This window comes from Aurantimicrobium minutum, from assembly GCF_029892845.1.
GTDB classification, from domain to species: domain Bacteria; phylum Actinomycetota; class Actinomycetes; order Actinomycetales; family Microbacteriaceae; genus Aurantimicrobium; species Aurantimicrobium minutum_B.
Window position 1 is genome coordinate 57,919 of sequence record NZ_JARXVT010000004.1, and the last position, 25,831, is coordinate 83,749.

Here is a 25,831-nt window from a genome sequence, read left to right on the forward strand (position 1 = left end):
AACGTGATGGAAACATGAACGCTTCACGAATGAAACGCGTGTGGCAAAGAATCTCTTGTGGAGGTTCTCATGGACACAGGTAATACCGCTTTTCTGATCATCTGCACTGCTCTCGTCCTGATGATGACGCCAGCTTTGGCCTTTTTTTACGGCGGATTGGTCCGTGCCAAGAGTGTCATCAGCATGATGATGCTCAGCTTCGGTTCGATGGCTATTGTCGGTGTGCTGTGGATTATCTACGGCTATGCAATCGCTTTTCCCGCTTTAGATAGCTCTACCTTCTATGGTTTGCCGGGGGTGATTGGGATCGACTTTGCTCACATCGGGCTTGAAAATCTCATTCAGGTTCCTGAAGGTGCCAGCGTCCCTCCTTTGGTATTTGCTGCGTTCCAAGCAACTTTTGCCATCATCACCGTCGCTTTGATTTCAGGCGCGATTGCCGACCGCGCCAAGTTTGGGGCCTGGATGGTTTTTGCAGGAGTGTGGGCGACGTTGGTCTATTTCCCGGTGGCTTCCTGGATATTCAACTTCACTGAAGTTGACGGTCACATCGTCAACGGCGGTTGGCTTGTCTACAACGTTGGCGCACTCGACTTTGCGGGAGGGACTGCAGTAGAGATCAACTCAGGTGCGGCAGCCCTTGCCCTCGCTCTGGTTCTCGGTAAGCGCATTGGTTTTGCTAAAGGAATTCATAAGCCTCACAACGTCCCCTTTGTTTTGCTAGGCGCTGGTTTGTTGTGGTTTGGATGGTTTGGTTTCAACGCGGGCTCAGCTATCGCAGCAAACGGTATCGCTGCTATTGCCCTCATCAACACCATGGCTGCCCCCGCAGCAGGCATCATTGGCTGGCTCATCATCGAACGTGTGAAAGATGGCAAGGCAACTTCAGTTGGTGCTGCATCTGGTGCTGTTGCCGGTTTGGTTGCCATCACGCCATCGTGTGCATACCTGACCCCAACATGGGCTCTCGTCTTAGGTTTTGTAACGGGTGTGTTGTGTGCTTTGGCTATAGAGCTCAAGTTCACTTTCGGTTTTGATGACTCCCTTGACGTTGTCGGAATTCACCTCGTAGGTGGTCTCATAGGAACCTTGTTCCTTGGACTATTTGCTACCGAGGTTGGCCTCATTTACTCTGGCTCATTTGATCAACTTGGCAAACAAGCAATCGCAGCGTTCAGTGTTTTGATTTATTCCTTCTCACTTTCATTTGCTATTGGTTGGGTTATTGATAAGACCATGGGCTTCCGAGTGCGCAACGAAGATGAACTTGCCGGTATTGACCTGGTTATGCATGGAGAAGAAAGCTACGACTACTAAACCTGCGTGTCAGGTTTTGCTTTCAGGCAAACTTCTCGATAAAGTTCCAAAGTACTCATTAGAGTGCAACGCGGATGTGGCGCAGTGGTAGCGCATAACCTTGCCAAGGTTAGGGTCGCGAGTTCGAATCTCGTCATCCGCTCGAGTGTGGTCATTCCTAAGACTTACTCATTGTTAGCGTGGGAAACCACCTACGGTGGATTGGCCGAGAGGATAGGCAGCGGCCTGCAAAGCCGTCCACACCGGTTCGAATCCGGTATCCACCTCCAAAACTAGGTAGAATTACTTAGCTTTTGAGCGATTGGCGCAGCGGTAGCGCGCTTCCCTGACACGGAAGAGGTCGCTGGTTCGATCCCAGTATCGCTCACTGAAAACCCTCGGATTTCCGGGGGTTTTTCATTTGGCTAGGCTGGTAGTTGAGAAAGTTCTAAGAGGAGTTCACTTCGTGTCTGATGTATCCGGTTCACTAACCGTTCAAGCCTCCAGCGATGGCTTTGCGCTCTACACAGACCGCAGCATCGTTGCCATGCGAGTCAACGGTGAACTGCGTGACCTTGCACATGTTCTCTCCGTGGGAGACGTTGTAGAACCCGTCACCATTGATTCTGCTGATGGTCTCAACATTCTTCGCCACTCGGCTGCCCACGTACTTGCCCAGGCGGTTCAGAATGTTAACCCTGAAGCCAAGCTCGGTATTGGCCCGCCAGTAACCGACGGTTTCTATTACGACTTTGATGTCGAAGAAGCTTTCACCCCAGAAGACATGAAAGCGCTGGAAAAGGCCATGTCTCGTATTGTGCGCGCTGGTCAACGCTTCATGCGCCGTGTAGTCACCGAAGATGAAGCACGCGCAGAACTCGCTTCTGAGCCCTACAAGCTCGAACTCATTGGCCTCAAGGGCGGAAACACTGGCGACGACAACGAAAGCGTTGAGGTCGGCGGCAACGAGCTGACCATTTACGACAACGTTGATCCCGCAACGGGGGAGACCGTGTGGAAGGACCTCTGCCGTGGTCCACACATCCCGAACACTCGCATGATCGGTGAAGGCTTTGCTCTTACTCGCCTTGCTGCGGCTTACTGGCGCGGTTCTGAGAACAATCCTCAGTTACAGCGCATTTATGGAACAGCTTGGCCTTCCAAAGCAGATCTCCGCGCATATCAAGAGCGTCTAGAAGAAGCTGCCAAGCGTGACCACCGTCGCCTTGGTAGTGAGCTGGACTTGTTTAGCTTCCCAGATGAAATTGGGTCGGGTCTACCTGTATTCCACCCCAAGGGTGGTGTGATTCGCCGCACTATGGAGGATTACTCACGTCGTCGTCACGAAGAGGGTGGATACGAGTTTGTGTATTCACCACACATCACGAAGTCGAACCTGTTTGAAACCAGTGGTCACCTTGACTGGTATTCCGATGGCATGTTCCCTCCCATGAAGTTGGACGAGATTCGCAATGAGGCAGGAGACGTCACCCGTCAGGGCGTGGACTACTACCTCAAGCCAATGAACTGCCCTTTCCACATTTTGATCTTCAAGTCGCGTTCAAAGAGCTACCGCGAACTCCCTTTGCGTTTGTTCGAATTTGGTTCTGTCTATCGTTACGAGAAATCTGGTGTTGTTCACGGTTTGACTCGTGTTCGCGGCATGACTCAAGACGACGCGCACATTTTCACCACGCGCGAGAACATGAAAGAAGAGCTCACCAAGGTTCTGAACTTTGTTCTCTCATTGTTGCGTGATTATGGCCTCGATGACTTTTATCTTGAGCTTTCTACCAAGGACCCCAAGAAGTATGTTGGCGACGACGCCATCTGGGATGAAGCGACTGAAACTCTCCGTCAGGTTGCAGAAGATTCAGGTTTGACGTTGGTTCCAGATCCAGGTGGTGCTGCGTTCTACGGCCCCAAGATCTCTGTTCAGGCACGTGACGCCATTGGCCGCACTTGGCAGATGTCAACCATTCAGCTTGATTTCAACTTGCCTGAGCGTTTCGACCTTGAATACACAGGTTCTGATGGAAACCGTCACCGCCCGGTGATGATTCACCGTGCACTCTTTGGTTCCATCGAGCGCTTCTTCGGTGTGCTGACCGAGCACTACGCCGGCGCTTTCCCACTCTGGCTAGCTCCAGTGCAGGCAATTGGTATAGCTGTAGCTGAAGAGTATGAAGCGTATCTTTCTGGAGTACTTGACCAGCTGAAGGCAGAAGGGCTTCGGGTACAGCTCGACGCCAGTGATGACCGCATGCAGAAGAAGATTCGCAATGCAGCCGCGCAGAAGGTTCCTGTTCAGATCATTGCCGGTGAAGAAGACCGTAACAACGGTGCTGTGAGTTTCCGCTTCCGAGATGGAACTCAGCGCAACGGTATTCCGGTCAGTGAGGCAATCGCACTTCTTGTTGGTGCAGCCAAGGACCACCGTCAGGTGCTGACCGCTGAGGACCTATGAGTCACTACGGAGAGAATGAATTCGAGGGTGTAGACCTTCGATCTGCTTCTTCTTTTGCTGGTGTTCCTGACGAATTCCAGCGCCTGTGGACCCCACATCGCCTTGCGTACATAGAAAATGGCCAGCAACCAGCCGAGGCAGACTGCCCGTTTTGTTTGGCTCCTCAAATGTCCGATGAAGAAGGCTTGATTGTTCATCGAGGCACCCATGCATTTGTCTTGTTGAACCTGTATCCCTACAACAGCGGACATTTACTTGTCTGTCCCTACAGACACGTTGCGATGTATGACGAAGCAACTGTTGAAGAAGTGGCAGAAATAGCTAGTCTTACTCAGGAAGCAATGCGAGTGCTGAAGAAGGTCTCTCGCAATGATGGCTACAACATCGGTATGAACCAAGGTCGTGTTGCAGGTGCCGGAATCGCAGATCATCTTCATCAGCATGTAGTGCCTAGATGGGCTACGGACTCAAATTTCTTCCCCATCATCGCCAAGAGCAAAGCAGTAACAGCTCTTCTCAGTGATGTGCGCAATGCCATCGCGCAAGCATGGCCTGAAGGCAACTAAACTTTTTCCTCTCACCCTCCACATAAAGAAGTTGTAGAAAATGACTGAAAAGAACAACGCACCCCTCACTGGCAGCAACCGCGTCAAGCGCGGACTTGCAGAGCAGCTCAAGGGTGGTGTCATCATGGACGTTGTTAATGCAGAACAGGCACGCATCGCTGAAGACGCTGGTGCAATCGCTGTAATGGCTCTCGAGCGTGTTCCTGCAGACATTCGTGCCCAGGGTGGCGTTGCACGCATGAGCGACCCTGACCTCATCGAGGGCATCCAGGCTGCTGTGAAGATTCCTGTCATGGCAAAGGCTCGTATCGGTCACTTCGTTGAGGCCCAGGTTCTTGCCGAGCTCAACGTTGACTTCATTGACGAGTCCGAAGTTCTCAGCCCTGCTGACTACATCAACCACATCGACAAGTGGGCGTTTGACGTTCCTTTCGTCTGTGGTGCAACCAACCTGGGTGAAGCACTTCGTCGTATCAACGAGGGTGCTGCCATGATTCGCTCCAAGGGTGAAGCTGGAACTGGTGACGTTTCTGAAGCAACCAAGCACATCCGCAAGATCAACTCTGAACTGCGCTGGTTGTCCTCCATGTCAAAGGACGAACTTTATGTTGCTGCTAAGGAGCTTCAGGCTCCCTACGACCTCGTTGTTGAGGTAGCTGCTGCAGGCAAGCTTCCTGTTCCCATGTTCACCGCTGGTGGCGTTGCAACCCCCGCAGATGCCGCAATGATGCTCCAGCTTGGTGCTGACGGTGTCTTCGTTGGCTCCGGTATCTTCAAGTCCGGTGAGCCCGCGGCTCGCGCTAAGGCCATCGTCAAGGCAGCAGCATTCTTCGATGACCCTCAGGTCATCGTGGAAACCTCTCGTGGCCTCGGTGAAGCAATGGTGGGCATCAATGTCTCAGACATTCCTGCACCACACCGCCTCGCTGATCGTGGCTGGTAACTTCCACCACCTCAGAATTGGCGTTCTCGCCTTTCAAGGTGATGTTCGTGAGCACATCCACGTTCTGGAAGAACTGGGTGCGCAGGTAGTCAAAGTTCGTCGTCCTGATGAACTTGCGTCCGTGGATGCCTTAGTCATACCTGGCGGAGAATCCAGCGTATTAGACAAGCTTGTGCGCTTGTTCGGCATGCAACAGCCACTGCGTGAAGCAATTGCCTCTGGACTCCCGGTTTTTGGAACATGTGCAGGGCTGATCATGATGGCAGACCATATTGTGGATGCCATTTCTGAGCAGGAATCCCTTGGTGGACTTCACGTAGATGTTCGTCGCAACGCTTTTGGCACCCAAATTGATTCCTTTGAGGTTGATCTTGAGATGCCAGGTGTTACCGCTGAGCCAGTTCCCGCTACCTTCATTCGTGCGCCTATCGTGGAGCGCGTGGGTGAGGGAGTCCGTGTGATTTCACAACTTGATGATGGGCGCATAGTTGCTGTTGAACAGGGATACCTTCTGGGAATCTCCTTTCACCCCGAAGTGAATGGGGATACTCGAGTGCATGAATACTTCCTTGGGCGCGTAGCCCAATCAGTCTCTGAGAAGAAAGCTAGTATCTAAGGCATGTCTGGACATTCCAAATGGGCAACCACTAAGCACAAGAAGGCGATTATCGACTCTCGCCGTGCGAAGTCTTTTGCCAAACTGATTAAGAACATTGAAGTTGCGGCCAAGCTCGGCGGTGCCGATCTTTCAGGTAACCCCACCTTGGTGGATGCAATCCAGAAGGCGAAGAAGACTAGCGTTCCCAACGACAACATCGACCGCGCCGTCAAGCGCGGTGCGGGTCTGTCCGGTGAAACCGTCGAGTACACCACCATCATGTACGAAGGTTACGGACCCAACGGTGTAGCTCTCTTGATCGAATGTTTGACCGATAACAAGAACCGTGCAGCTGCAGAGGTTCGTACCGCCATGAGCCGCAATGGTGGCAACATGGCTGACCCTGGGTCTGTTGCATATAACTTCAGCCGAAAGGGTGTCATCCGCGTTTCAGCTCAGCCTGGTATCGATGAAGATTCCATTCTTGCTGCTGTTCTTGATGCTGGTGCAGAAGACGTAGAGACCCACAACGGCTCATTTGAAATTACTTCTGAGCCACAGGATCTCGTCAAGGTACGTGAGGCACTTCAGGCTGCAGGTATCGACTATGACTCTGCAGATGCTGAATTTGTGCCCAATCTTGAGGTTGAAGTAGATGCAGACACAGCTCGCAAGGTATTCAAACTGATTGACGCCCTCGAAGACTCTGATGATGTTCAGAACGTTTTCAGCAACTTTGATTTGAGCGAATCAGTTCTCGCTGAGCTCGAGCAGGACTAACTTGCGCATTCTCGGAGTTGATCCGGGTCTCACCCGCTGCGGCGTTGGAATTATTGATGCCAACCCTGATCGTTCTGTCTCTTTGGTGACCGTAACGGTACTGAAGACGGATAAAGACCTCGAACTTCCATTGCGCTTGTTGCAGTTACGTTCAGAACTTGCGTCGCTCATTGAGGAGTTCAAGCCCGAGCGAATCGCGGTGGAGCGAGTATTTGCTCAACATAATCTTCGAACCGTGATGGGAACTGCCCAGGCCAGCGCGGTTGCCTTCGTGGAAGCTGCCGAGCGGGGGATTCCTGTCGACATGCACACACCGAGTGAAGTAAAGGCATCAGTGACGGGCACAGGGCGTGCAAATAAAGTCCAAGTTGCAACAATGGTAGGTCGTTTACTCACTCTTCCTGAAGGCAAGTTGCTCCCTGACGCTACTGATGCACTTGCCCTCGCTATTTGTAATGCGTGGCGCGGGGGAGCCGGAACTGCCCCGAAAGGTACTCTCACTCCTGCTCAGCAGCGTTGGCGTGACGCGGAGCGTCAGGCAAAGAAACGCGGTTAACACCGCTTAAGCTGGGCAGGTGATTGCCTCCCTGCGCGGCACCGTTCTTTCGGTGCGAGAGAACACCTGCATTGTTGATGTTCATGGTGTGGGGTACGCGGTGAACATCACCCCGACTCATAAACACTCTCTTACTGTTGGGAGCGAACATACATTCCTCACGTCACTGATTGTTCGTGAAGATTCAATGACGCTCTTTGGTTTTGAAAACCCAGAAAGTCTTGAGCTTTTTGAGTTGCTCCTTTCCGTTTCAGGTGTTGGACCTCGATCTGCACTGGCGGTTTTGGCTGAGCTTTCCCCTGCAGATATTTTGACTGCGGTAGTCAACGAAGATGACACTGTCTTTAAGAAGGTAACTGGCGTGGGTCCTAAGACCGCGAAATTGATTATCGTTCAGCTTGCGGGAAAGCTCACTGCTCTGTCGCACTCGGAAGCTGTCGTTGCTTCGATTCCCGCGAGTTCTGCCATCACTCTCAGCGTGGTCCAGGCATTGGTCGGTCTTGGGTGGAATGAAAAAGTTGCAAAAGATGCTGTTAATTCTTTAGACACTTCTTCGTCCACTGCCACGACTGCCTCCGTATTGAAAGATGCACTTGCTGCGTTATCGAGGAATAGCTGATGGCAGAGGATGACATCACGTCCGTGGAACCTCTCGATGATGCTGAGTTGGACTTTGAAGGAGCTCTTCGCCCTTCCTCCCTTGATGAGTTCGTTGGTCAGCGCCGAGTAGTTGGTCAGCTTGATCTCCTACTCAAGGCAGCAGAAATGGATGGACGCACACCAGACCACATCCTGTTGGCAGGCCCTCCTGGTTTGGGAAAGACAACATTAGCCATGATTGTCGCTCACGAGACAGGTCGTGCTCTGCGGATGTCTAGTGGCCCAGCAATATCTCATGCCGGCGATCTGGCTGCGCTGCTGTCTTCTCTCGTACCTGGTGAAGTTTTGTTCATCGACGAGATCCACCGGATGGCTCGTTCTGCAGAAGAGATGCTGTATCTGGCGATGGAAGATTTCCGGATCGACATCATGGTGGGCAAGGGTGTTGGTGCCTCAAGTATTCCTCTCGAACTTCCACCCTTTACGTTGGTCGGTGCTACAACTCGAACCGGATTACTTGCCAACCCTCTGCGTGACCGCTTTGGTTTTACTGGTCACCTTGAGTTCTATGGAACCGATGAGCTTTTGCGTGTTCTGATGCGCTCAGCTGCGCTTCTTGGGCTAGACATTCCGCAGCCAGCACTTGCTGAAATTGCTGGTCGAAGCCGGGGGACCCCACGTATTGCTAATCGCCTGCTTCGTCGAGTACGCGACTATATGACTGTTCATCCTGGCGAATCAGCTATAGACGCTGTGAATAACGCTTTAGCGCTGTATGACGTGGACCCTCAAGGCCTTGACCGTCTTGATAGGTCGGTACTAGAAGTGCTGATCAATCGGTTCGCTGGGGGACCGGTTGGAGTCTCTTCACTTGCTGTTTCAATTGGTGAAGATGCGGAAACGATCGAAGCCGTTGTCGAGCCCTTCTTGATTCGTGAAGGCCTCGTGGTTCGAACCCCTCGTGGTCGTGTGGCAACAGCAGCAGGCTGGCAACACTTGGGGCTCACCCCGCCTGCAAATGACCCCACTCTTCTGTGACCTATACTCAATTAGCGGTGATTTTTCACCATTCTCCAGCACTAACTAAGGACTTCTCGTGGATGCAATGACACTCTTCATGATGGCTGTTCTCGCCGTCTTGGTCTTCTTTATGTTCCGTAACGGACAGAAGCGTAAAAAGGCAGCTGCAGAACTGCAAAACCAGGTCGTTGTAGGCGCACACGTCATGACCACTTTCGGTGTTTATGGAACCATCAAGTCCATCGACGAAGTTGAGAACATCGTTGTTCTTGAAACTTCCCCAAAGAACACACTCAAGCTTCACCGTCAGGCAATTGCACGTGTTGTTGAGTCGGCAGCAGTTGCTCCCACTGCAGGAGAGGCTATTGGCGCTGATCTGACTAACTTGGCTCTCAACCCTGAAGCTGAAGCTGGCAAGCTTGAAATCGACCCTCAGTTCGGTGAGCGTAAGCCTAAAAACTCAAAGTAATGGCTAAATCTCAGTCGTCGCGCAAAGCGCTGCGCTCTTTGACGTGGCTTCTTGTCCTCGTTGCGGGCCTTTTTGGAATTAACGCTGCAGGTGTTCTGTGGGGTGGGGGCTCGTGGGCTCCTAAACTCGCTCTCGACCTTGAGGGTGGAACGCAGATTGTTCTCTCACCTCAGCTTGAAAGTGGACAGACCGTCACGGCTGAACAGATGGCTCAAGCTGTTTCCATCATTCGTCAGCGTATTGACGCTGCTGGTGTATCCGAAGCAGAGATCAACACTCAGGGAAACAACAACATTGTTGTCTCCATTCCCGGAACACCTGACGATGCAACTCTGGCTCGAATCGAAGCATCTGCAAAGCTTGAATTCCGTGCGGTTCTCGAAGCCGGTGCCCCAACTTCTACTGCTGTAGGTGCTGATGGAACGGCAACTCCTGTTCCCGTTGGAACTATTGACCCCAACCTCTCAACTGTTCCCGCAGTGTCGCCGTCGAACGGTAGTGACCTCAACTGGGTAACACCTGCGTTGCAAGCTCAGTACGAACAGTTTGATTGTGCATCCGATAGCGCACAGACAACCAACACTGCTCCTGAAGACCAGCCTCTGATCACCTGTGATTTCAGTAATACGGTCAAATACATTTTGGGCCCTGTTGAAGTTTTTGGTTCTGATATTTCAAACGCAGGCGCAAGCCTTGTTACTACTTCGACCGGTGCTACGACTGGCCAGTGGGCAGTTGACCTTGCATTCAACGGCAAGGGAACAAAGGACTTCGGTGACGTCACAACTCGTCTCAATGGTTTGACTGGTTCACAAAACCAGTTCGCCATTGTGTTGGACGGAAAAGTTCTCACTGCTCCTGCCACAAATGCAGCGATCACAAATGGAAGTGCCCAGATTACGGGTGGTTTCACTCAGGAGAGCTCAAAGACTCTTGCAGATCAGCTGAAGTATGGTGCTCTGCCTATCGGTTTCCAGGTTCAGTCATCTGACACTATTTCGGCAACACTTGGTTCTACGCAGTTGATGAGCGGTCTGCTCGCAGGAGCAATCGGCCTCATCCTGGTTGTTCTGTATTCCCTCTTCCAGTACCGCACATTGGGTTTGGTTACCGTTGCTTCACTTATTGTTGCTGCAGTCTTGACTTACCTAGTGGTGACTATCCTTTCGTGGCGTGAAGGTTACCGACTTTCTCTTGCCGGTGTTGCCGGTTTGATTGTGGCCATTGGTATCACTGCGGACTCTTTCATCGTGTACTTTGAACGAATTCGTGATGAGTTGCGAGACGGACGCGGTCTGGAATCTGCTGTTGAATCGGCGTGGAATCGAGCGATTCGTACCATTATCGCCAGTGACGCTGTCAACTTCTTGGCAGCCATTGTTCTCTTCATCCTCGCGGTTGGAAACGTTCGAGGCTTTGCTCTGACCTTGGGTCTCACTACTGTGGTCGACCTCTTTGTTGTCTCCTTGTTTACTCACCCGATTCTTCAGTTGTTGTCGAAGACCAACTTCTTCGCTAGCGGACACAAGCTTTCAGGCTTAGATCCCCAGGCGCTGGGAGCTGCGTATCGAGGTCGTGCACAGTTCGCTCCATCATCTGCTGTTTCTTCAGGGAAGCTGGCAAAGTCTTCCAAGGAAGCTCTTAAGCGTCAGACCATTGCTGAGCGTAAGGCTCAACAGTCCTCCGGTGAGAAAGGTGAGAACTAATGGCTAGTTTTTCTCAGTTCGGTAATGATCTTTACACCGGCGCTCGTTCAATCAACATTGTTGGTCGCCGTAAACTTTGGTATTCCATTTCAGCAGTGTTGATTTTGATCAGCATTGTTGGGCCCATCATGCGCGGCGGTTTCAACTTCGGTATTGAATTCACCGGTGGTAGCGAATTCGTTGTGTCAAACGTGTCTGACACCTCACAAGCCTTGGCTACAGATGCTGTTCAAGCTGTGGATCCCAACATGGTCCCCAAGGTTTCTCGCCTCGGTGATTCAAGCGTTCGTGTTCAGACAGAACAGCTCACGGACACTGAAACCCGCGAAATTCGTAATGGCCTAGCAGGCGCTTACTCAGTTGCTGTTGAGAACGTCACCAGCTCATTCATTGGCGCTAGCTGGGGTCAGGACATCACTTCTCAAGCGATCCGAGGTTTGCTGGTCTTCCTCGTGCTTGCAGCGCTTGTCATGGCTATTTACTTCCGAACCTGGAAGATGTCATTGGTTGCCATCATTGCTTTGCTTCACGACCTCGTCATCACAGCAGGTATTTACGGTATCTCGGGCTTTGAAGTGACTCCTGGTGCAGTAATTGGTTTGCTCACTATTCTTGGTTACTCGCTCTATGACACCGTTGTTGTTTTCGACAAGATTCGTGAGAACACGCGTGGAACTACGCGTGAAGCTGGATACACCTTTGCTCAACAGGTGAACTTGGCTGTGAACCAAACACTGGTGCGTTCTATCAACACTTCGGTCGTTGCAGCCCTTCCAGTGGCGTCAATTCTCTTCATCGGTGCTTTCGTTCTCGGTGCAGGAACATTGCGAGACATTTCTTTGGCTTTGCTCATTGGAATCATTGTGGGAACCTATTCCACGATCTTCCTCGCTACTCCTCTCTACGCTCAGATTCGTTCCAATGAGCCTGAGATTCGAAAGAGCGATAAGAAGGTTCTTGCAGCTCAAGGTAAGTCTGACGCGGCTTCAGAGCCTGTCTCTGCCTAAGTGCAGATAACCCCGTCATAATGGAAACCTCAAGGAGGCGACATGGTTGATACAACGGGTTCAACATCACTGCGTCGTCTTGTGCCACGAATCTTTAGCCGCGCACAACCTGCTGACGGTTTCGACAAGCTTCTCAAGACAGTTCGCCAACATCACCCTCGGGCTGACTTCATACAACTTGAAGAGGCACATGAGGTAGCGCGCAAGGCACATGAAGGACAAAAACGTCGCTCGGGTGAGCCCTACATCACACACCCCATTGCCGTAGCTCAGATCCTGGCCGAGTTGGGTATTGGCCCGAAGACCATCATTGCTGCGCTTCTCCACGACACAGTCGAAGATACTGACTACACGCTTGATGAATGTCGAGCACAGTTCGGCGCTGAAGTTGCCATGTTGGTTGATGGTGTAACCAAGCTCGACAAGGTGAAGTACGGCGACAGTGCTCAAGCCGAAACTGTTCGCAAAATGATTGTGGCAATGTCGAAAGACATTCGTGTTCTGGTTATCAAACTTGCAGACCGTCTTCACAATGCCCGTACCTGGGGCTTTATGCCTGTTGAATCTGCACAGCGCAAGGCTCGAGAAACACTTGAGATTTACACCCCGCTAGCTCATCGTTTGGGTATCCAGACCTTGAAGTGGGAACTAGAAGATCTCTCCTTTGCTGTCTTGCACCCCAAGATTTATCAAGAAATTGAAAACCTCGTCACACAGCGCACCCCTCAGCGCGAATCGTTTGTTCAGTCCGTGATCAAGGACGTAGAAAACGACCTCAAAGCAGCTCGTATCCGCGGTGAAGTTAAAGGTCGCCCCAAGCAGTTTTACTCGATTTATCAAAAGATGGTTCTTCGCGGGCGTGAGTTTGATGAGATCTATGACTTGGTTGGAATTCGCGTCATCGTGAACAGTGTTCGTGACTGCTATGGCATACTCGGCTCTATCCACGCCCGTTGGAACCCTATTCCTGGTCGCTTCAAGGACTACATCGCTACACCTAAGTTCAACCTTTATCAGTCTCTTCACACCACTGTGATGGGCCCTTCAGGTCGTCCTGTTGAAATCCAGATTCGTACACCTGAAATGCATCACCGTGCTGAATTCGGTGTTGCTGCGCACTGGATGTATAAAGACCGAATGAACAGTGGCAAGAGTGACGATACCTTGGCTGTGCAGGACACCGACATGGCGTGGCTTGCTCACATCTCTGACTGGCAGGCAGAAACTGAAGACCCAGGAGAATTCCTCGACTCTCTTCGTTTTGAAATTGGTGCCAAAGAGGTTTATGTCTTCACTCCGAAGGGGCGCGTCATTGGCTTACCTTCTGGGGCAACACCCATCGACTTTGCTTATGCTGTTCACACCGAAATTGGTCACCGCACCATGGGGGCCAAGGTCAATGGTCGCCTTGTTCCGTTGGAGAGCAAGCTTTCCAGTGGTGACGTCATCGAAGTGCTTACTTCGAAGAACCCAGATGCTGGCCCCAGTCAAGACTGGTTGAACTTTGTTCAAAGCACCCGCACACGTAACAAGATCAAGCAATGGTTTACCAAGGAACGCCGTGACGAAGCCATTGAGCAAGGCAAAGACGCCATTGCTCGTGCAATGCGCAAACAAAACCTTCCCCTTCAGAAACTGATGACCCAGGACTCTTTGTCTGAAGTCGCAAGCAACCTTCGCTATGAAGACGTCTCAATGCTCTATGCGGCGGTGGGAGAAGGACATGTCTCCACACAAAGCGTGATTGAGAAGATCCTTGCCAGTATTCATGAAGATGGAGACACGGAGGAGGTTGAGTTTGTTCTGCCTTCTCGGGGACCCTCAAAGCCACTTCTGCACAGTGACTCAGGTGTTCTAGTTCGTGGTGCACCGGATATCTTGGTCAAATTGGCAAAGTGCTGCACCCCAGTACCTGGTGATGCTATCTCCGGCTTCGTCACTCGCGGCCAGGGTGTATCTGTTCACCAGACAAGCTGCCACAACGTGTCGAACATGCTCAACGAACCTGAACGCATGATTGAAGTTGAATGGTCACCTTCATCAAAGAGCGTCTTCTTGGTTCAGATTCAAATTGAAGCTTTGGATCGTTCTGGACTACTTTCTGACGTGACGCGTGTTCTGTCTGAACACCACGTCAATATTTTGTCTGCAACGGTTAGTACCACTCAGGATCGCTTAGCGCTCAGCAGGTTCGTATTTGAGATGAGCGAAGTAACACATCTTGATCGGGTGCTCAACGCAGTTCGCCGTATTGATGCGGTCTATGACGTTTATCGCGTCTCCGAGGGTTAGAACAGAACTTTCTGTAATCGTGCCAGCGCCCTGCGCTTGTGAGGAATAGACACCATACTCTGGATAGTTCTTTCAACAAGTACGTGTGAGAGATTAAACTTCTGCATCAATAAATGTAATGATTCGCCCATCGACACAGTTTCATTGTTGTCAGATTTCAACACGTCAATCAACGTCCTCAGGGGAGTAGTCACTCCATGTTTTCCTGATATCCAGATATCTGTTGTCGTGAGAGTCCGTTCTTCAATCTGAAGCTGAGGATTGTTTGGTTCACGAATGCGCTTTCCTTTCAAGGTTGACGCTGAATGGCGCCGTGGTTCAGGAATCACCTGATGAGCCCACAGTGCGGAAAACATGGTGAGAACCACAGGATGTCTTTCGCGACCCAGCACTAAAGAACTTCTTGAACGCCAGTCATCAATCTCATCCCACAACAGAAGCTTGTCGCTGATCTCGCCATCGAGACGAAGAGCTGCAAGCTCAGCAGAAGAGAAATAGTCCTGAAAAGATGAATGGCCCATCCGCACATAATGCGTGATGGGCCATTCATGAAGTGAACATTCACTTCAAGTGTGGACAACTTACTTCAGGACAGCAAGCCATTCCTTCTGCGTTGCAATTGCTTCTTCGAGTTCTTTTGTCTTCTTGGAGTCCTTGGCTGCTTTGGCAGTGGCAAGTTCAGATTCGAGCTTCTCAATTTTCTCTTCAAGTTGACCAGCAAGACCCTCAGAACGTGCCTGCTTTTCAGGGTTAGAGGCATTCCAGTGGTTGTCTTCTAGCTTGCGAACAGCTTGTTCAACCTTGCGCATGCGTTCTTCGGTGGGCTTGAGCTGTGCGCGTGGAACCTTGCCAGCAGCGTCCCACTTCTTTTGAAGAGCGTTGAGCTTGTTACGAGCGTCTACTCGATCAGTTGATTCAAGAAGAGCTTCAGCCTCTACGAGGATTGCAAGCTTCACTTCCAAGTTTCCTGCGAAGGAAGCGTCCTCAACCTCATCTTGTTCCTTCTTGGCTGCGTAGAGGGCATCTCCAGCTGCTTTGAAGCGGGTCCAGAGGGCGTCATCGATCTTCTTACCTGCACGAGGGGCAAGCTTCCACTGATCAAGCAATCCACGATAGGCAGCAACGCCGTTGGAGCCCTGCGAGAGGAGGGCCTCTGCCTTGGCAATGAGTTCTTCCTTTGCAGACTTTGCACCCTTGTTTTTTGAATCCAAATCGGCAAAAAAAGCGCGACGGTGCTGATCAAGTTTCTGGCGAGCATCGCGGAATCGCTTCCACAGATCGTTCGACTCAGTCTTTGACAGACGTGGGCCGTTCTTCTGAGCAGCCTGCCAGGCAGCAAACAATTCATCTACTTTTGCTGTGGTTGTCTTCCACTGAATCTTTGCTGGGTCGGCCGAAGCAAGAGCCTCAATTTGTTCGACGATCGCAACACGAGCAAGTCGAGATTCTTCAACTGCTGCTGCGTTCTTTTCTTTTTCTGCTTCGTTGAGCTCACTCAGGGAGGCAACAAGCTTCTCGAGGCGCTCAGCTAGAGCGGCATAGTTGCCGATGCCGTTCCGTGCCTCAACTTGCTCAGCAATCTTCTTTGAGCTTTCACTGATTTCTGCTGCAGGTGCACCACGCTTTGCGCGCTGTTCCAGCAGAACCAAGGCGGAATTGGTGTCATTGAACTTGCGTTCAAAGAAAGCTAAGGCCTCTTCAGGAGTGACATCTGCGTACTGACCAATCAGACGCTCACCGTCAGCTTCGACGACATATACATGGCCGGCTTCGTCGACACGTGCCGTTGTCTTTTCAGACATAACAATCCACCTCGTTGGGATAGGGAACAACCAGCCTCAAGCCTAGAGCAAGGCTTCCCTTCCCGGGGACTGTTACTTAACGCTCACGCCAGTGAGTGTGACAGGTACCTTAGGTGCACCATCTGTGCCACCGTTGGCTGTGCCTTGGCTTGTCACCTGGGCCACGAGCTCTGGAAGACCACTAGTGATGCGACCAATAACGGTGTATCCGCCTGCTGAATCACTGGGAATAGTGCTGTCTTCGTATACCAAGAAGAATTGGCTCCCCATAGAGTTGCCGTTTCCGCCTTGACGGGCCATCGCAATAGTTCCTGCAGGATAAACGTTGTCTGCAGGAGCATTCTCTACAGGGCCATAGGAATAACCAGGTCCACCGGTTCCATCTCCTACAGGATCACCACACTGGAGAACAAAGATTCCTTCAATGGTGAGGCGGTGGCAGCTAATTCCTTCATAGAATCCACTGCCAATCAGAGAGATTGTGCTGGCCACAGCTTTGGGGGCAGCTTCGCCGTTGAGTTCAAAAGTAATGGGAACACCCGCAACATCCATTGCTCCGTTCCACACGCGGTATTCGCTGAGTGCAGCATCGGGGGAGCCATCTGTTGAAGCAGAGGGAGTAGAGGTCACTTCGGGGGCAGGTGACGTGATGGAAAGAACTGCTGAAGTAACACCAATTCCAAGAGCAATTGCCGTCACGCCGGAGATTGACCAGACAATCGCTCTATTCCGGGCCTTTTTGGCCTTCTGCGCGCGTTCATGAGCAGCTTTCCTATCTGCATAAGACTTGATTCTGTCTCGGTCTTCTTTGGTTACGCGTTTGTCGCTCATCTTCGCCATAGGAAGCAACGCTAATCTAAAGTCCATGGCACAGGGCGATTCGACACTCGGGGGACACACAGCTCCTCTAGCCGTTCGCATGAGACCTCGGAGTCTGACTGAAGTAGCGGGCCAAGATCAACTCCTCAAGACGGGCTCACCTCTTCAAGTGTTGGCAGCACCAGGATCCCAGAGTGCAGTGTCTGTTATTTTGTGGGGCCCTCCCGGCACGGGTAAAACCTCCTTGGCACACGCCATTGCGACTTCTTCTGATCGTCGTTGTGTAGAACTTTCTGCAGTTACTGCTGGGGTGAAGGACGTCCGTTCTGTTATGGAGGAGGCTCAATCACAGCGTGATTTATACGGCGTACGCACTTTGCTTTTTCTTGATGAGATTCATCGCTTTAGTAAGGCGCAACAAGATGCCCTTTTACCAGGCGTTGAAAACGGCTGGGTCACACTCATAGCAGCCACGACTGAGAATCCTTCGTTTAGTGTCGTAACTCCTTTGCTTTCACGATCACTCCTGTTACGTCTCGAGCCACTCTCTGATGCTGCGTTAGATGCACTTATCCAGCGTGCTCTTGATGAGCCATTTGGCTTGGCAGGAAAATTCAGCGTTGATGAACAAGCTCGAGGTGCAATCATCAATTTCGCCTCCGGTGATGCTCGTAGAGTATTGACTTCCTTAGAGGCTGCTTCTGCGATTGCTCAGCAAACCTCGAAAAAGAAGTCTGGAATCATTGCGGTTACGGCTGATCATGTTTCGGCAGCAGTGGATTCGGCTCTTCTTCGCTACGACCGCAATGGTGATGAGCACTACGACGTCATTAGTGCCTTTATCAAGTCAATTCGTGGTTCTGATCCTGATGCAGCTGTTCATTATCTTGCTCGCATGATTGCAGCGGGGGAGGATCCTCGATTTATCGCGCGACGTCTGATCATTTCTGCGTCTGAAGATATTGGTTTGGCAGACCCACACGCTCTCTCTGTTGCAACAGCTGCTGCGGATGCCGTTGCCTTTGTTGGTATGCCCGAAGGTCGAATTCCTCTTTCCGAAGCCACCCTTTATCTAGCTACTGCCCCTAAATCGAACGCTGCCTACAACGCGATTAATGCAGCGTTAGCTGATGTTCAAGCTGGTAAATCAGGTTCTGTCCCCAAACATCTTCGAGACGCTCATTACGCCGGAGCAAAGAAACTTGGACACGGTAAGGGATACCTGTATCCACACGATTCTGTTCTCGGCGTTGTTGAACAGCAATACCTGCCTGACACACTGGTTTCAACCGAGTACTACAAGCCCACAGACCACGGTTCTGAACGTGATGTCAAAGCGCGTCTGGAGAAACTTCGAGCCATCACAAAGAAGCGTCGATAGCCACACGTCAATAGTGATAAGGTTTTAATGTCTATTTCGACTGTGAAGCGCGGCTGCAACACAGTAACGAAAGAACTGGATGGCCCTGTAGCCGGGCACCATGACAAACCCCTCGATTTTTCGCTCTCTATGAGCGTGTTCATTTTGTTTGTTCAATCGAAAAGGAAATTGTGTCTACTAAGTCACGTACCCGTAGCAAGACCCGTCTGTCGCGTGCCCTCGGCATCGCACTGACCCCCAAGGCAGCAAAGTACCTGGAAAAGCGTCCCTACGCTCCAGGTGAGCACGGCCGCACCAAGCGCAAGGCTGACTCTGACTACGCAGTTCGTCTGCGTGAGAAGCAGCGTCTACGCGCTCAGTACGGTATTCGCGAAGCTCAGCTGCGCAACGTATTCCAGGAAGCTCGTAAGACCCAGGGTCTGACCGGTGAGAACCTGGTTGAGCTTCTCGAGATGCGTCTCGACGCTCTCGTTCTGCGTGCAGGTTTTGCTCGCACCACCGCTCAGGCACGTCAGCTGGTTGTGCACCGTCACATCCTTGTTGACGGTCAGCTGGTTGACCGTCCGTCTTTCCGCGTAAAGCCTGGACAGCTCATCCACGTCAAGCCACGCTCCGAGGTACTTGAGCCACTGCAGGTAGCTGCAGCTGGTGGCCACGCAGAGGTTCTTCCTCCCGTGCCTGCATACCTCGAGGTTGAACTCGACAAGCTTCACGCAACCTTGGTGCGTCGCCCCAAGCGTGCAGAAGTTCCCGTCACCTGTGACGTTCAGCTCGTGGTTGAGTACTACGCAGCTCGCTAAATTCTTAGCTCAGAAAGGGTGTGGATCTTCGGATCTGCACCCTTTCTTGTTTTATAGCTTGTGCTGCGCTCCCATAGACTGGAGTCTCGCATTTGCACCTTTCATCTGGAGAAATCATGAAGCAGCTCTTTTGGCTTACCGTAGGCGTTATCGCCGGCTTCTTTGTCGCGCACAAAGTTAACCAGACCGAAGAGGGCAAGGCGTTCTTCGCCAATCTTGACGCCAAGACTCGTGATTTCACAGACGCACTCGTTGAAGGTTACAAAGAGCGTGAGGCAGAGCTGCGCGCAGCTCGTAAGAACTAACTATGCAGACCGCTGAAATTCGCCAACGTTGGCTTGACTTTTTTGCTGCGCGTGAGCACACCGTAGTTCCTTCTGCATCACTTGTCAGTGATGACCCCACTCTTCTCTTCACCGTTGCAGGAATGGTTCCATTCATTCCTTACCTTTCTGGTGTTGTGCCTCCGCCATATCCACGTGCCACTAGCGTTCAGAAGTGCATTCGTACTCTGGACATTGAAGAAGTAGGAAAGACCACACGTCACGGTACTTTCTTCCAAATGAACGGAAATTTCTCGTTCGGCGACTACTTCAAAGAGCAAGCCATTGAATACGCCTGGGAACTCCTGACTTCTTCTGAATCTGATGGCGGTCTTGGCTTTGCAGAGAAGGATCTCTGGGTCACTGTTTATGAAGACGATGACGAAGCCATTGCCTTCTGGAAGAAGACCGCTGGTCTTCCTGACGAGCGCATCCAGCGCCGCGGCAAGGAAGACAACTATTGGTCAACAGGCCAGCCCGGTCCTGCAGGTCCGTGTTCTGAAATTTACTTCGACCGTGGTCCTGCCTATGGCATTGAAGGTGGTCCTGTCGCAGATGAAGACCGCTACATCGAAATCTGGAACCTTGTTTTCATGCAGTACCTCCGTGGTGAGGGAACTAGCAAAACCGAATTTGAAATCTTGGGTGAACTTCCCAACAAAAACATTGACACTGGAATGGGTCTGGAACGTGTTGCTTTCCTCAAGCAAGGCGTAGAAAACCTCTATGAAATCGACCAGGTTCGCCCAGTGCTCGATCGTGCTGCTGAACTCGCGGGTGTAACTTACGGCGCAAACCACGAGAACGATGTTCGTCTTCGTGTAGTCGCTGACCACGTTCGTTCCGCACTCATGCTCATGGCAGACGGCGTTCAAGCTTCAAACGAAGGTCGCGGATATATCCTGCGTCGTTTGTTGCGTCGCTCTGTTCGTGCCATGCGTTTGCTCGGCGTTGACTCTGTGACTTTCCCAGAGCTGTTTACGGCTTCCCGCGATGCAATGAAGTCTGCTTACCCTGATGTTGAGAACGAATACGCACGTATTTCGCAGATTGCCTATGGTGAAGAAGAAACTTTCCTCAAGACTTTGGCTTCTGGAACCACCATTCTTGATACTGCAGTGACCGAAACTAAGAAGTCAGGTTCTCAAGCACTTGCTGGCGACACAGCATTCTTGCTTCACGACACCTTCGGTTTCCCCATCGACCTCACCCTCGAAATGGCTGAAGAAGCTGGGCTGAGCGTTGATCGTGCTGCTTTCGACACTCTGATGCTGGATCAGCGCACACGTGCCAAGGCTGATGCGAAAGCAAAGAAGTCGATTCTTGCCGACCTCTCTATTTACACCGATCTTCGCTCAAAGGGTGAAACAGTCTTTACCGGTTACACCGACTTAGAGACGGAAACCAGCATTCTTGGTTTGCTCAAAGATGGTCTTCCTGTGCAGAGCGCATCAACCGGAGACATCGTTGAAGTCATCGTGGGAGCAACTTCTCTCTATGCAGAATCAGGTGGTCAAGTCTCCGATGCTGGTTCCATCATTGGTGACGGTTTTGACCTTGAAGTTCTCGATGTTCAGAAGCCTGTCAAGGGTCTCGTTTCCCACACGGTCGAGGTTCGAAGTGGTCAGGTAAACGCTGGCGCTCCTGCAACCACAGTTGTAGACAAGGCATACCGTGCTGCAGCTGCAGCTGCTCACTCGGCTACTCACCTTGTTCACGCAGCATTGCGTGAGGTTCTCGGAGAAACAGCCCACCAGGCAGGTTCTTTGAACAAGGCTGGCTACATGCGCTTTGACTTCTCATGGAACGAAGCACTTTCTGCTGAAACACGGACAGAAATCGAAGAGATTGCCAACAATGCAATCTTGTCCGACTTCGAAGTGGTCACTCGTGAGATGGCTCTTGACGATGCTAAAAAAATGGGCGCAATGGCTCTCTTTGGTGAGAAGTATGGCGAGACCGTCCGCATGGTTGACATCGGGGGCCCTTGGTCACGCGAACTCTGTGCTGGAACTCACGTTGCTCACTCATCTCAAGTAGGACTTATCAACCTGGTTAGCGAAGCATCAGTTGGATCTTCAAACCGTCGAGTTGAAGCTTTAGTTGGAGCAGATGCTTTCAAGTCATTGGCTGCTGAACGTGCCATTGTGCATGAGCTGTCCTCTTCGTTGAAGGCACCTCGTGAACAGGTCACCTCTCGTGTTGCAGACCTCGTTGCCAACCTCAAAGCTGCAGAGCGCAAGATCGCTGAGTTTGAAGCAGCTGCTGTTCGTGAGCAGATTCCTGCACTTGTTGGTAAGGCTGCTCCTGTAGGTAAGGTCACAGCAATCGTGGAGACCGTTACTGGAGTCGCATCTGTCGATGATCTTCGAAACTTGGTTACCGGTGTTCGCGAGAAGGTTCAGTCCACCAACAGCGTTATTGCTTTAGGTGCTGTTGTCGACGGCAAGCCTGCCGTGATTGTTGCCACTACAGAGGCTTCTCGAGGTGAAGGCGCAAAAGCTGGTGCTCTTGCCAAGCTCGCTGCGGGAATCCTTGGCGGTGGCGGCGGCGGTCGTGATGACATGGCTCAAGGTGGCGGAACGAATGTCGCAGAGCTTGGTTCTGCTCTCCAAGCAATCGTCTCGGAGCTTCGCGGCCTCTAATGCGAACTGGCGTTCGAGTCGGCATAGATATCGGTACCGTTCGAATTGGCGTTTCCCGAAGTGATCGTGACGGCTATTTAGCGACGCCGGTAGAAACGGTAGATCGTGGTTCCGAGGCTCCACTTTCGCGACTAGTTGCACTCGTTGACGAACTTGACGCCATCGAGATCATTGTGGGATTACCGTTGTCTCTCAACGGTTCTCACACTGCCTCGACAGACGATGCACTCATGATGGCCCACGAACTCTCGAAACTGACACACGTGTCTATTCGGCTCATAGATGAGCGTCTGACTACTGTTTCTGCGCATTCAGCCATGCGTGCCGTGGGGAAGAAGCAAAAGCAAACTCGTTCGGTTATTGATCAGGTAGCAGCAGTCATGATTTTGCAGCACGCACTGGATTCAGAGCGTTCAACGGGAAAGCTCCCGGGTAAAGACCTCAGCGAGTTTCCAGCTCAGTCATAAGGTGCCTCGGTAGGCTGGCAGAAGTCCATTCCACGAACAGGCAGTGATGTTAGACGACCAATTCACCCCAGGCCCAACCCCTCCTTCGGCATCGACATTTTCCGATGTCCCGTCACATGCTGCCGGCAAACGGAGGAAGTCATCACGTAACAAGCCAGCACTCGTCATTGGTTCGATCATTGGTGTACTTGTTCTTGTAGGCGCAGTACTGGGTGGTCTTTTTTACACCGGGATCCTCGGTGGCTCCCAAAACGATTATTCAGGTGGGGGACATGGTGAAGTCATTTTCACTATTGGTGAAGGTGAAATCGGTGATCAAATTGCCAACAATCTTGTCGAAGCTGGTGTGACTAAAAGTTTTGAATCTTTTTACCAGCTGCTCTTGGAGACCACGCCTGAACCTGTCTTTACTCCTGGTGTCTACAAGCTGAAGTTGGAGATGTCTGCTCAATCAGCTTTAGATGCCCTCCTGGATCCTGCCAACAGAGTCGAACTGACGGTGACAATTCCTGAGGGCACGACAGAGAAGAACGTTCTCAAGATGCTTGCTGAGGGACTCTCTATCCCCCTGGCAGATTTTGAAGCTGCCGTTGCAAATCCCGCTGAATACGGAGTTCCAGAACAAGCCACCACCCTTGAAGGTTTCTTGTTCCCTGCTACCTATACCTTCTCTCCTGGTGTGACTGCTAACGCGGTTATTCAGAGACTTGTCGATGAATCTCTCGCTGCACTTGATTCAGCTGGTGTTCCCACTGATCAGCGCTGGGAAACAATCATTATGGCTTCGGTCATTCAGCGTGAAAGCGGTCCTGACCCCGAGGACTTGTACAAAATCTCTCGTGTGTTCCACAACCGTTTGGAACAAGGCATGACGATGGGTTCCGACGTCACAACCTGTTACGGAGCAGGTTTGATTGGCAAGGATTGTTTGCTGATTACCCAAGCTGCTTTAGATGACACAAGCAACCTCTACAACACCAGAATTCTGACGGGTTTACCCATTGGTCCCATTTCGAATCCTGGTGCTGTGGCTATTGACGCTGCGTTCAATCCCACTGAGGGACCTTGGTTATTCTTTGTCACCGTAAATCTGACCACAGGTGAAACTGTCTTTACCGAGACAGCAGCAGAACATGAGGCTGCCGTAGAGCAGTATTACTCCTGGCTTGAAGCGCACCCTGAAGCAGTCGGATAATGAGATGACCTTAGATCTTCAATCTCTCGCGGTGGTCGGCCACCCGATTGCTCATTCCCTTTCTCCTGCTCTTCATAAAGCGGCCTATTCACAACTGGGCTTGGCGTGGAATTATGAAGCTGTTGATGTTGCTCCTGATGAGTTTGACTCTTTCTTAGCTTCGCGTGATTCATCTCTGCGTGGAATATCCGTGACGATGCCACATAAAGGGTCAGCTCTTTTAGCTGCGAATACCGTTGATCTGCTGTCGGAGCAAACAGGATCAGTGAACACCTTGTTGTGTGAATACGACAATGATGGTGTCCGTTCACTTCGGGGATTCAATACAGACGTTTTTGGAATCGTCAATGCTCTCAGAGACAGTCAACGAGAACATGCTCTACATGTTGCTGTCATCGGGAGCGGAGCAACAGCTTCGTCGGCAGTTGCAGCTGCTGCAGAACTGGGGGCAGAGCATGTCTCCATCATCGCGAGAACACCACAAAAAGCCTTTTATCTTGAAACAGTAGGCCAAGAATGTGGCGTGAATGTCTCAGTTAATTCGATTGAAGAGATTGCTTCAATCTCCGAAGTTGATGTTGCGATTTCAACTCTTCCCGGCGACGTTTCTCAATCACTTTCATCTCTTTCAAGGACAACGCAGGCCACATTGTTGGACGTTGCTTACAGCCCCTGGCCCAGCGCTCGAGCTGGGGAATGGGCAAGTGCTGGGGGAGAAGTAGTGAGTGGTCTTCGAATGCTTGCTCACCAAGCACTCATGCAGGTTCGAATATTCGTCGGGGGATCTCCTTTTGATGTGCTTCCGGACGAAGAAGCTGTTAAAAGTGCAATGTTCGCTTCTGTAGGGCTTGAAACTCTCTAGAGTGCAATTCCTTCCTCCGCGTCTATGACAAACTTGATACATGCTTAGATGGCTTACCGCAGGTGAATCTCACGGACCAGAACTGATTGCTGTTCTCGAGGGATTGCCAGCTGGCGTGCCAGTGTTGGCCGAAGATATTCAGCTCGATCTTCAACGTCGTCGTCTCGGCTATGGTCGCGGTGCACGGATGAAGTTTGAGCAAGACGAACTCAACATTTCAGGTGGTGTTCGACACGGCAAAAGCCTCGGTGGACCGATTGCTCTTCGCGTGGGAAACAGTGAATGGCCAAAATGGGTCGACGTAATGAACCCTGCTCCAGTAGATGCCTCCGTACTTGAATCCGGTCGTGGTGCTGCACTTACCAGGCCACGTCCAGGCCACGCAGACCTCGTCGGCATGCAGAAGTATGACTTTGATGAGTCACGCCCCATCTTGGAACGTGCAAGTGCACGAGAAACAGCAGCCCGTGTTGCCCTCGGCGCTGTCGCACGCTCCTTCTTGAACGAGCTGGGTATTACTCTTGTCAGTCACACGATTGCCATTGGTCCGGTTTCGGTTCCAGATGGAACTCCGCTTCCACATGCTTCAGATGTTGATTCACTCGATGCTGATCCACTCCGTTGCTTTGATAAAGCTACGAGTGACTTGATGTATGCAGAAGTAGAACAAACCCACAAGGATGGCGACACTATTGGTGGGGTTGTTGAGGTGTTGGCATACGGTTTGCCACCCGGGCTTGGCTCTCACGTTCACTGGGACCGCCGCTTAGATTCACAGCTTGCTGCAGCTCTGATGGGTATTCAAGCCATCAAAGGTGTTGAAGTGGGAGATGGATTCGAAACCACCCGACGCCGTGGCTCCGTTGCGCATGACGAACTCTTTGCTTCTGATGAGGGAATTGTTCGTGAAACTGATCGTGCTGGAGGCATCGAAGGCGGAATGAGTACGGGAACCGTTCTTCGTGTTCGTGCCGGAATGAAGCCCATCGCAACTGTGCCTCACGCCTTGCGCACAATCGATACTTCTACCGGAGAAGCAGCCCCTGCTCACCACCAGCGTTCTGATGTGTGTGCTGTTCCAGCTGCTGGCGTTGTTGCTGAAGCGATGGTCGCATTGACACTTGCGAATGCTGTTCTGGAGAAGTTTGGTGGCGACAGCATTGGCGAGACCAAGCGCAATCTAGACAGCTACCTCGCCCACATACCGGACTCTGTCCACACTGTCGGCAAGTAAGCA

24 protein-coding genes and 3 tRNA genes are annotated in these 25,831 nt (G+C 51.6%); 24 read left to right on the forward strand and 3 right to left on the reverse strand.

Going from position 1 to position 25,831, the window contains the following annotated elements:
• Window positions 1-69: 69 nt before the first annotated feature.
• From M2118_RS06295 to M2118_RS06370, 16 genes are all read left to right on the forward strand, one after another.
• Entirely contained in the window at window positions 70-1,317 is a 1,248-nt protein-coding gene (locus M2118_RS06295; protein WP_280795081.1) for an ammonium transporter, read from the forward strand.
• 70 nt (window positions 1,318-1,387) lie between these two features.
• Window positions 1,388-1,459 (forward strand) — tRNA-Gly (locus M2118_RS06300).
• A gap of 53 nt (window positions 1,460-1,512) precedes the next feature.
• A tRNA-Cys gene (locus M2118_RS06305) sits at window positions 1,513-1,586 on the forward strand.
• Between the two features lie 26 nt (window positions 1,587-1,612).
• Window positions 1,613-1,684, forward strand: a tRNA-Val gene (locus tag M2118_RS06310).
• Between the two features lie 159 nt (window positions 1,685-1,843).
• Entirely contained in the window at window positions 1,844-3,763 is a 1,920-nt protein-coding gene (thrS, locus tag M2118_RS06315) for a threonine--tRNA ligase (RefSeq protein WP_280795221.1), read from the forward strand.
• Window positions 3,760-4,329 carry an HIT family protein gene (locus M2118_RS06320; protein ID WP_280795082.1) on the forward strand — a complete coding sequence of 190 codons (570 nt, stop codon included), beginning with the start codon at window positions 3,760-3,762 and terminating at the stop codon, window positions 4,327-4,329. The genes thrS and M2118_RS06320 overlap by 4 nt, the downstream gene beginning before the upstream one ends.
• Before the next feature lie 40 nt (window positions 4,330-4,369).
• Window positions 4,370-5,272 (forward strand): pyridoxal 5'-phosphate synthase lyase subunit PdxS, encoded by a 903-nt coding sequence (gene pdxS, locus M2118_RS06325; RefSeq protein ID WP_280795083.1) that lies wholly within the window; start codon window positions 4,370-4,372, stop codon window positions 5,270-5,272.
• Window positions 5,223-5,888 carry a pyridoxal 5'-phosphate synthase glutaminase subunit PdxT gene (pdxT, locus tag M2118_RS06330; RefSeq protein WP_280795084.1) on the forward strand — a complete coding sequence of 222 codons (666 nt, stop codon included), beginning with the start codon at window positions 5,223-5,225 and terminating at the stop codon, window positions 5,886-5,888. Before pdxS ends, pdxT begins: the two co-directional genes overlap by 50 nt.
• A 3-nt stretch (window positions 5,889-5,891) precedes the next feature.
• A complete protein-coding gene (locus M2118_RS06335; protein ID WP_280795085.1) occupies window positions 5,892-6,650 on the forward strand; it encodes a YebC/PmpR family DNA-binding transcriptional regulator in 759 nt (252 codons plus the stop codon).
• 1 nt (window position 6,651) lies between these two features.
• Window positions 6,652-7,206 carry a crossover junction endodeoxyribonuclease RuvC gene (gene ruvC / locus M2118_RS06340; RefSeq protein WP_280795086.1) on the forward strand — a complete coding sequence of 185 codons (555 nt, stop codon included), beginning with the start codon at window positions 6,652-6,654 and terminating at the stop codon, window positions 7,204-7,206.
• A gap of 19 nt (window positions 7,207-7,225) precedes the next feature.
• On the forward strand, window positions 7,226-7,825 hold the full coding sequence (ruvA, locus tag M2118_RS06345) for a Holliday junction branch migration protein RuvA (protein ID WP_280795087.1): 600 nt from the start codon (window positions 7,226-7,228) through the stop codon (window positions 7,823-7,825).
• Entirely contained in the window at window positions 7,825-8,844 is a 1,020-nt protein-coding gene (ruvB, locus tag M2118_RS06350; RefSeq protein WP_280795088.1) for a Holliday junction branch migration DNA helicase RuvB, read from the forward strand. The genes ruvA and ruvB overlap by 1 nt, the downstream gene beginning before the upstream one ends.
• Window positions 8,845-8,911: 67 nt before the next feature.
• On the forward strand, window positions 8,912-9,295 hold the full coding sequence (gene yajC, locus M2118_RS06355; RefSeq protein WP_280795222.1) for a preprotein translocase subunit YajC: 384 nt from the start codon (window positions 8,912-8,914) through the stop codon (window positions 9,293-9,295).
• A complete protein-coding gene (gene secD / locus M2118_RS06360; protein WP_280795089.1) occupies window positions 9,295-11,001 on the forward strand; it encodes a protein translocase subunit SecD in 1,707 nt (568 codons plus the stop codon). Before yajC ends, secD begins: the two co-directional genes overlap by 1 nt.
• Window positions 11,001-12,008 carry a protein translocase subunit SecF gene (secF, locus tag M2118_RS06365; protein WP_280795090.1) on the forward strand — a complete coding sequence of 336 codons (1,008 nt, stop codon included), beginning with the start codon at window positions 11,001-11,003 and terminating at the stop codon, window positions 12,006-12,008. Before secD ends, secF begins: the two co-directional genes overlap by 1 nt.
• A 42-nt stretch (window positions 12,009-12,050) precedes the next feature.
• Window positions 12,051-14,300 carry a RelA/SpoT family protein gene (locus tag M2118_RS06370; protein WP_280795091.1) on the forward strand — a complete coding sequence of 750 codons (2,250 nt, stop codon included), beginning with the start codon at window positions 12,051-12,053 and terminating at the stop codon, window positions 14,298-14,300.
• On the opposite strand, the gene M2118_RS06375 is transcribed toward M2118_RS06370, so the two are convergent.
• The 3 genes from M2118_RS06375 to M2118_RS06385 form a co-directional block, all read right to left on the reverse strand.
• Window positions 14,297-14,821 (reverse strand): hypothetical protein, encoded by a 525-nt coding sequence (locus M2118_RS06375; protein ID WP_280795092.1) that lies wholly within the window; start codon window positions 14,819-14,821, stop codon window positions 14,297-14,299. The genes M2118_RS06370 and M2118_RS06375 overlap by 4 nt on opposite strands.
• 60 nt (window positions 14,822-14,881) lie before the next feature.
• Window positions 14,882-16,102, reverse strand: a complete 1,221-nt coding sequence (locus M2118_RS06380; RefSeq protein ID WP_280795093.1) for a DUF349 domain-containing protein — start codon at window positions 16,100-16,102, stop codon at window positions 14,882-14,884.
• Between the two features lie 72 nt (window positions 16,103-16,174).
• Window positions 16,175-16,969 carry a peptidylprolyl isomerase gene (locus tag M2118_RS06385; protein WP_280795094.1) on the reverse strand — a complete coding sequence of 265 codons (795 nt, stop codon included), beginning with the start codon at window positions 16,967-16,969 and terminating at the stop codon, window positions 16,175-16,177.
• Here M2118_RS06385 and M2118_RS06390 point away from each other — a divergent pair.
• The 8 genes from M2118_RS06390 (at window position 16,968) to aroC (ending at window position 25,828) form a co-directional block, all read left to right on the forward strand.
• Window positions 16,968-18,302 carry a replication-associated recombination protein A gene (locus M2118_RS06390; protein WP_280795095.1) on the forward strand — a complete coding sequence of 445 codons (1,335 nt, stop codon included), beginning with the start codon at window positions 16,968-16,970 and terminating at the stop codon, window positions 18,300-18,302. The genes M2118_RS06385 and M2118_RS06390 overlap by 2 nt on opposite strands.
• 170 nt (window positions 18,303-18,472) lie before the next feature.
• The gene (gene rpsD, locus M2118_RS06395; RefSeq protein WP_096381021.1) at window positions 18,473-19,102 is read left to right on the forward strand and encodes a 30S ribosomal protein S4; all 630 of its coding nucleotides are present in this window, start codon (window positions 18,473-18,475) and stop codon (window positions 19,100-19,102) included.
• A gap of 116 nt (window positions 19,103-19,218) precedes the next feature.
• Window positions 19,219-19,407 carry a hypothetical protein gene (locus tag M2118_RS06400; RefSeq protein WP_280795096.1) on the forward strand — a complete coding sequence of 63 codons (189 nt, stop codon included), beginning with the start codon at window positions 19,219-19,221 and terminating at the stop codon, window positions 19,405-19,407.
• A 2-nt stretch (window positions 19,408-19,409) separates the two neighbouring features.
• Window positions 19,410-22,070, forward strand: a complete 2,661-nt coding sequence (alaS, locus tag M2118_RS06405; protein ID WP_280795097.1) for an alanine--tRNA ligase — start codon at window positions 19,410-19,412, stop codon at window positions 22,068-22,070.
• Window positions 22,070-22,537, forward strand: a complete 468-nt coding sequence (gene ruvX, locus M2118_RS06410) for a Holliday junction resolvase RuvX (RefSeq protein ID WP_280795098.1) — start codon at window positions 22,070-22,072, stop codon at window positions 22,535-22,537. Before alaS ends, ruvX begins: the two co-directional genes overlap by 1 nt.
• Window positions 22,538-22,583: 46 nt before the next feature.
• Window positions 22,584-23,732: an endolytic transglycosylase MltG gene (gene mltG / locus M2118_RS06415; RefSeq protein ID WP_280795223.1), complete on the forward strand. Its 1,149-nt coding sequence runs from the start codon at window positions 22,584-22,586 to the stop codon at window positions 23,730-23,732.
• 4 nt (window positions 23,733-23,736) lie between these two features.
• The gene (locus M2118_RS06420; RefSeq protein ID WP_280795099.1) at window positions 23,737-24,594 is read left to right on the forward strand and encodes a shikimate dehydrogenase family protein; all 858 of its coding nucleotides are present in this window, start codon (window positions 23,737-23,739) and stop codon (window positions 24,592-24,594) included.
• Between the two features lie 40 nt (window positions 24,595-24,634).
• Window positions 24,635-25,828 carry a chorismate synthase gene (gene aroC / locus M2118_RS06425; RefSeq protein WP_280795100.1) on the forward strand — a complete coding sequence of 398 codons (1,194 nt, stop codon included), beginning with the start codon at window positions 24,635-24,637 and terminating at the stop codon, window positions 25,826-25,828.
• The last annotated feature ends 3 nt before the right edge of the window (window positions 25,829-25,831 follow it).

Bases quoted from the DNA above. Each gene is read 5' to 3' on its own strand.
- M2118_RS06370 (WP_280795091.1), top strand. From the start codon at position 12,051: ATGGTTGATACAACGGGTTCAACATCACTGCGTCGTCTTGTGCCACGA.
- secD (WP_280795089.1), top strand. From the start codon at position 9,295: ATGGCTAAATCTCAGTCGTCGCGCAAAGCGCTGCGCTCTTTGACGTGG.
- thrS (WP_280795221.1), top strand. From the start codon at position 1,844: ATGCGAGTCAACGGTGAACTGCGTGACCTTGCACATGTTCTCTCCGTG.
- M2118_RS06390 (WP_280795095.1), top strand. From the start codon at position 16,968: ATGGCACAGGGCGATTCGACACTCGGGGGACACACAGCTCCTCTAGCC.
- M2118_RS06320 (WP_280795082.1), top strand. From the start codon at position 3,760: ATGAGTCACTACGGAGAGAATGAATTCGAGGGTGTAGACCTTCGATCT.
- M2118_RS06375 (WP_280795092.1), bottom strand. From the start codon at position 14,821: ATGGGCCATTCATCTTTTCAGGACTATTTCTCTTCTGCTGAGCTTGCA.
- aroC (WP_280795100.1), top strand. From the start codon at position 24,635: ATGCTTAGATGGCTTACCGCAGGTGAATCTCACGGACCAGAACTGATT.
- M2118_RS06380 (WP_280795093.1), bottom strand. From the start codon at position 16,102: ATGTCTGAAAAGACAACGGCACGTGTCGACGAAGCCGGCCATGTATAT.
- M2118_RS06400 (WP_280795096.1), top strand. From the start codon at position 19,219: ATGAAGCAGCTCTTTTGGCTTACCGTAGGCGTTATCGCCGGCTTCTTT.
- mltG (WP_280795223.1), top strand. From the start codon at position 22,584: ATGTTAGACGACCAATTCACCCCAGGCCCAACCCCTCCTTCGGCATCG.
- alaS (WP_280795097.1), top strand. From the start codon at position 19,410: ATGCAGACCGCTGAAATTCGCCAACGTTGGCTTGACTTTTTTGCTGCG.
- M2118_RS06385 (WP_280795094.1), bottom strand. From the start codon at position 16,969: ATGGACTTTAGATTAGCGTTGCTTCCTATGGCGAAGATGAGCGACAAA.
- pdxS (WP_280795083.1), top strand. From the start codon at position 4,370: ATGACTGAAAAGAACAACGCACCCCTCACTGGCAGCAACCGCGTCAAG.
- M2118_RS06295 (WP_280795081.1), top strand. From the start codon at position 70: ATGGACACAGGTAATACCGCTTTTCTGATCATCTGCACTGCTCTCGTC.
- M2118_RS06335 (WP_280795085.1), top strand. From the start codon at position 5,892: ATGTCTGGACATTCCAAATGGGCAACCACTAAGCACAAGAAGGCGATT.
- M2118_RS06420 (WP_280795099.1), top strand. From the start codon at position 23,737: ATGACCTTAGATCTTCAATCTCTCGCGGTGGTCGGCCACCCGATTGCT.
- ruvX (WP_280795098.1), top strand. From the start codon at position 22,070: ATGCGAACTGGCGTTCGAGTCGGCATAGATATCGGTACCGTTCGAATT.
- secF (WP_280795090.1), top strand. From the start codon at position 11,001: ATGGCTAGTTTTTCTCAGTTCGGTAATGATCTTTACACCGGCGCTCGT.
- yajC (WP_280795222.1), top strand. From the start codon at position 8,912: ATGACACTCTTCATGATGGCTGTTCTCGCCGTCTTGGTCTTCTTTATG.
- pdxT (WP_280795084.1), top strand. From the start codon at position 5,223: ATGTCTCAGACATTCCTGCACCACACCGCCTCGCTGATCGTGGCTGGT.
- ruvB (WP_280795088.1), top strand. From the start codon at position 7,825: ATGGCAGAGGATGACATCACGTCCGTGGAACCTCTCGATGATGCTGAG.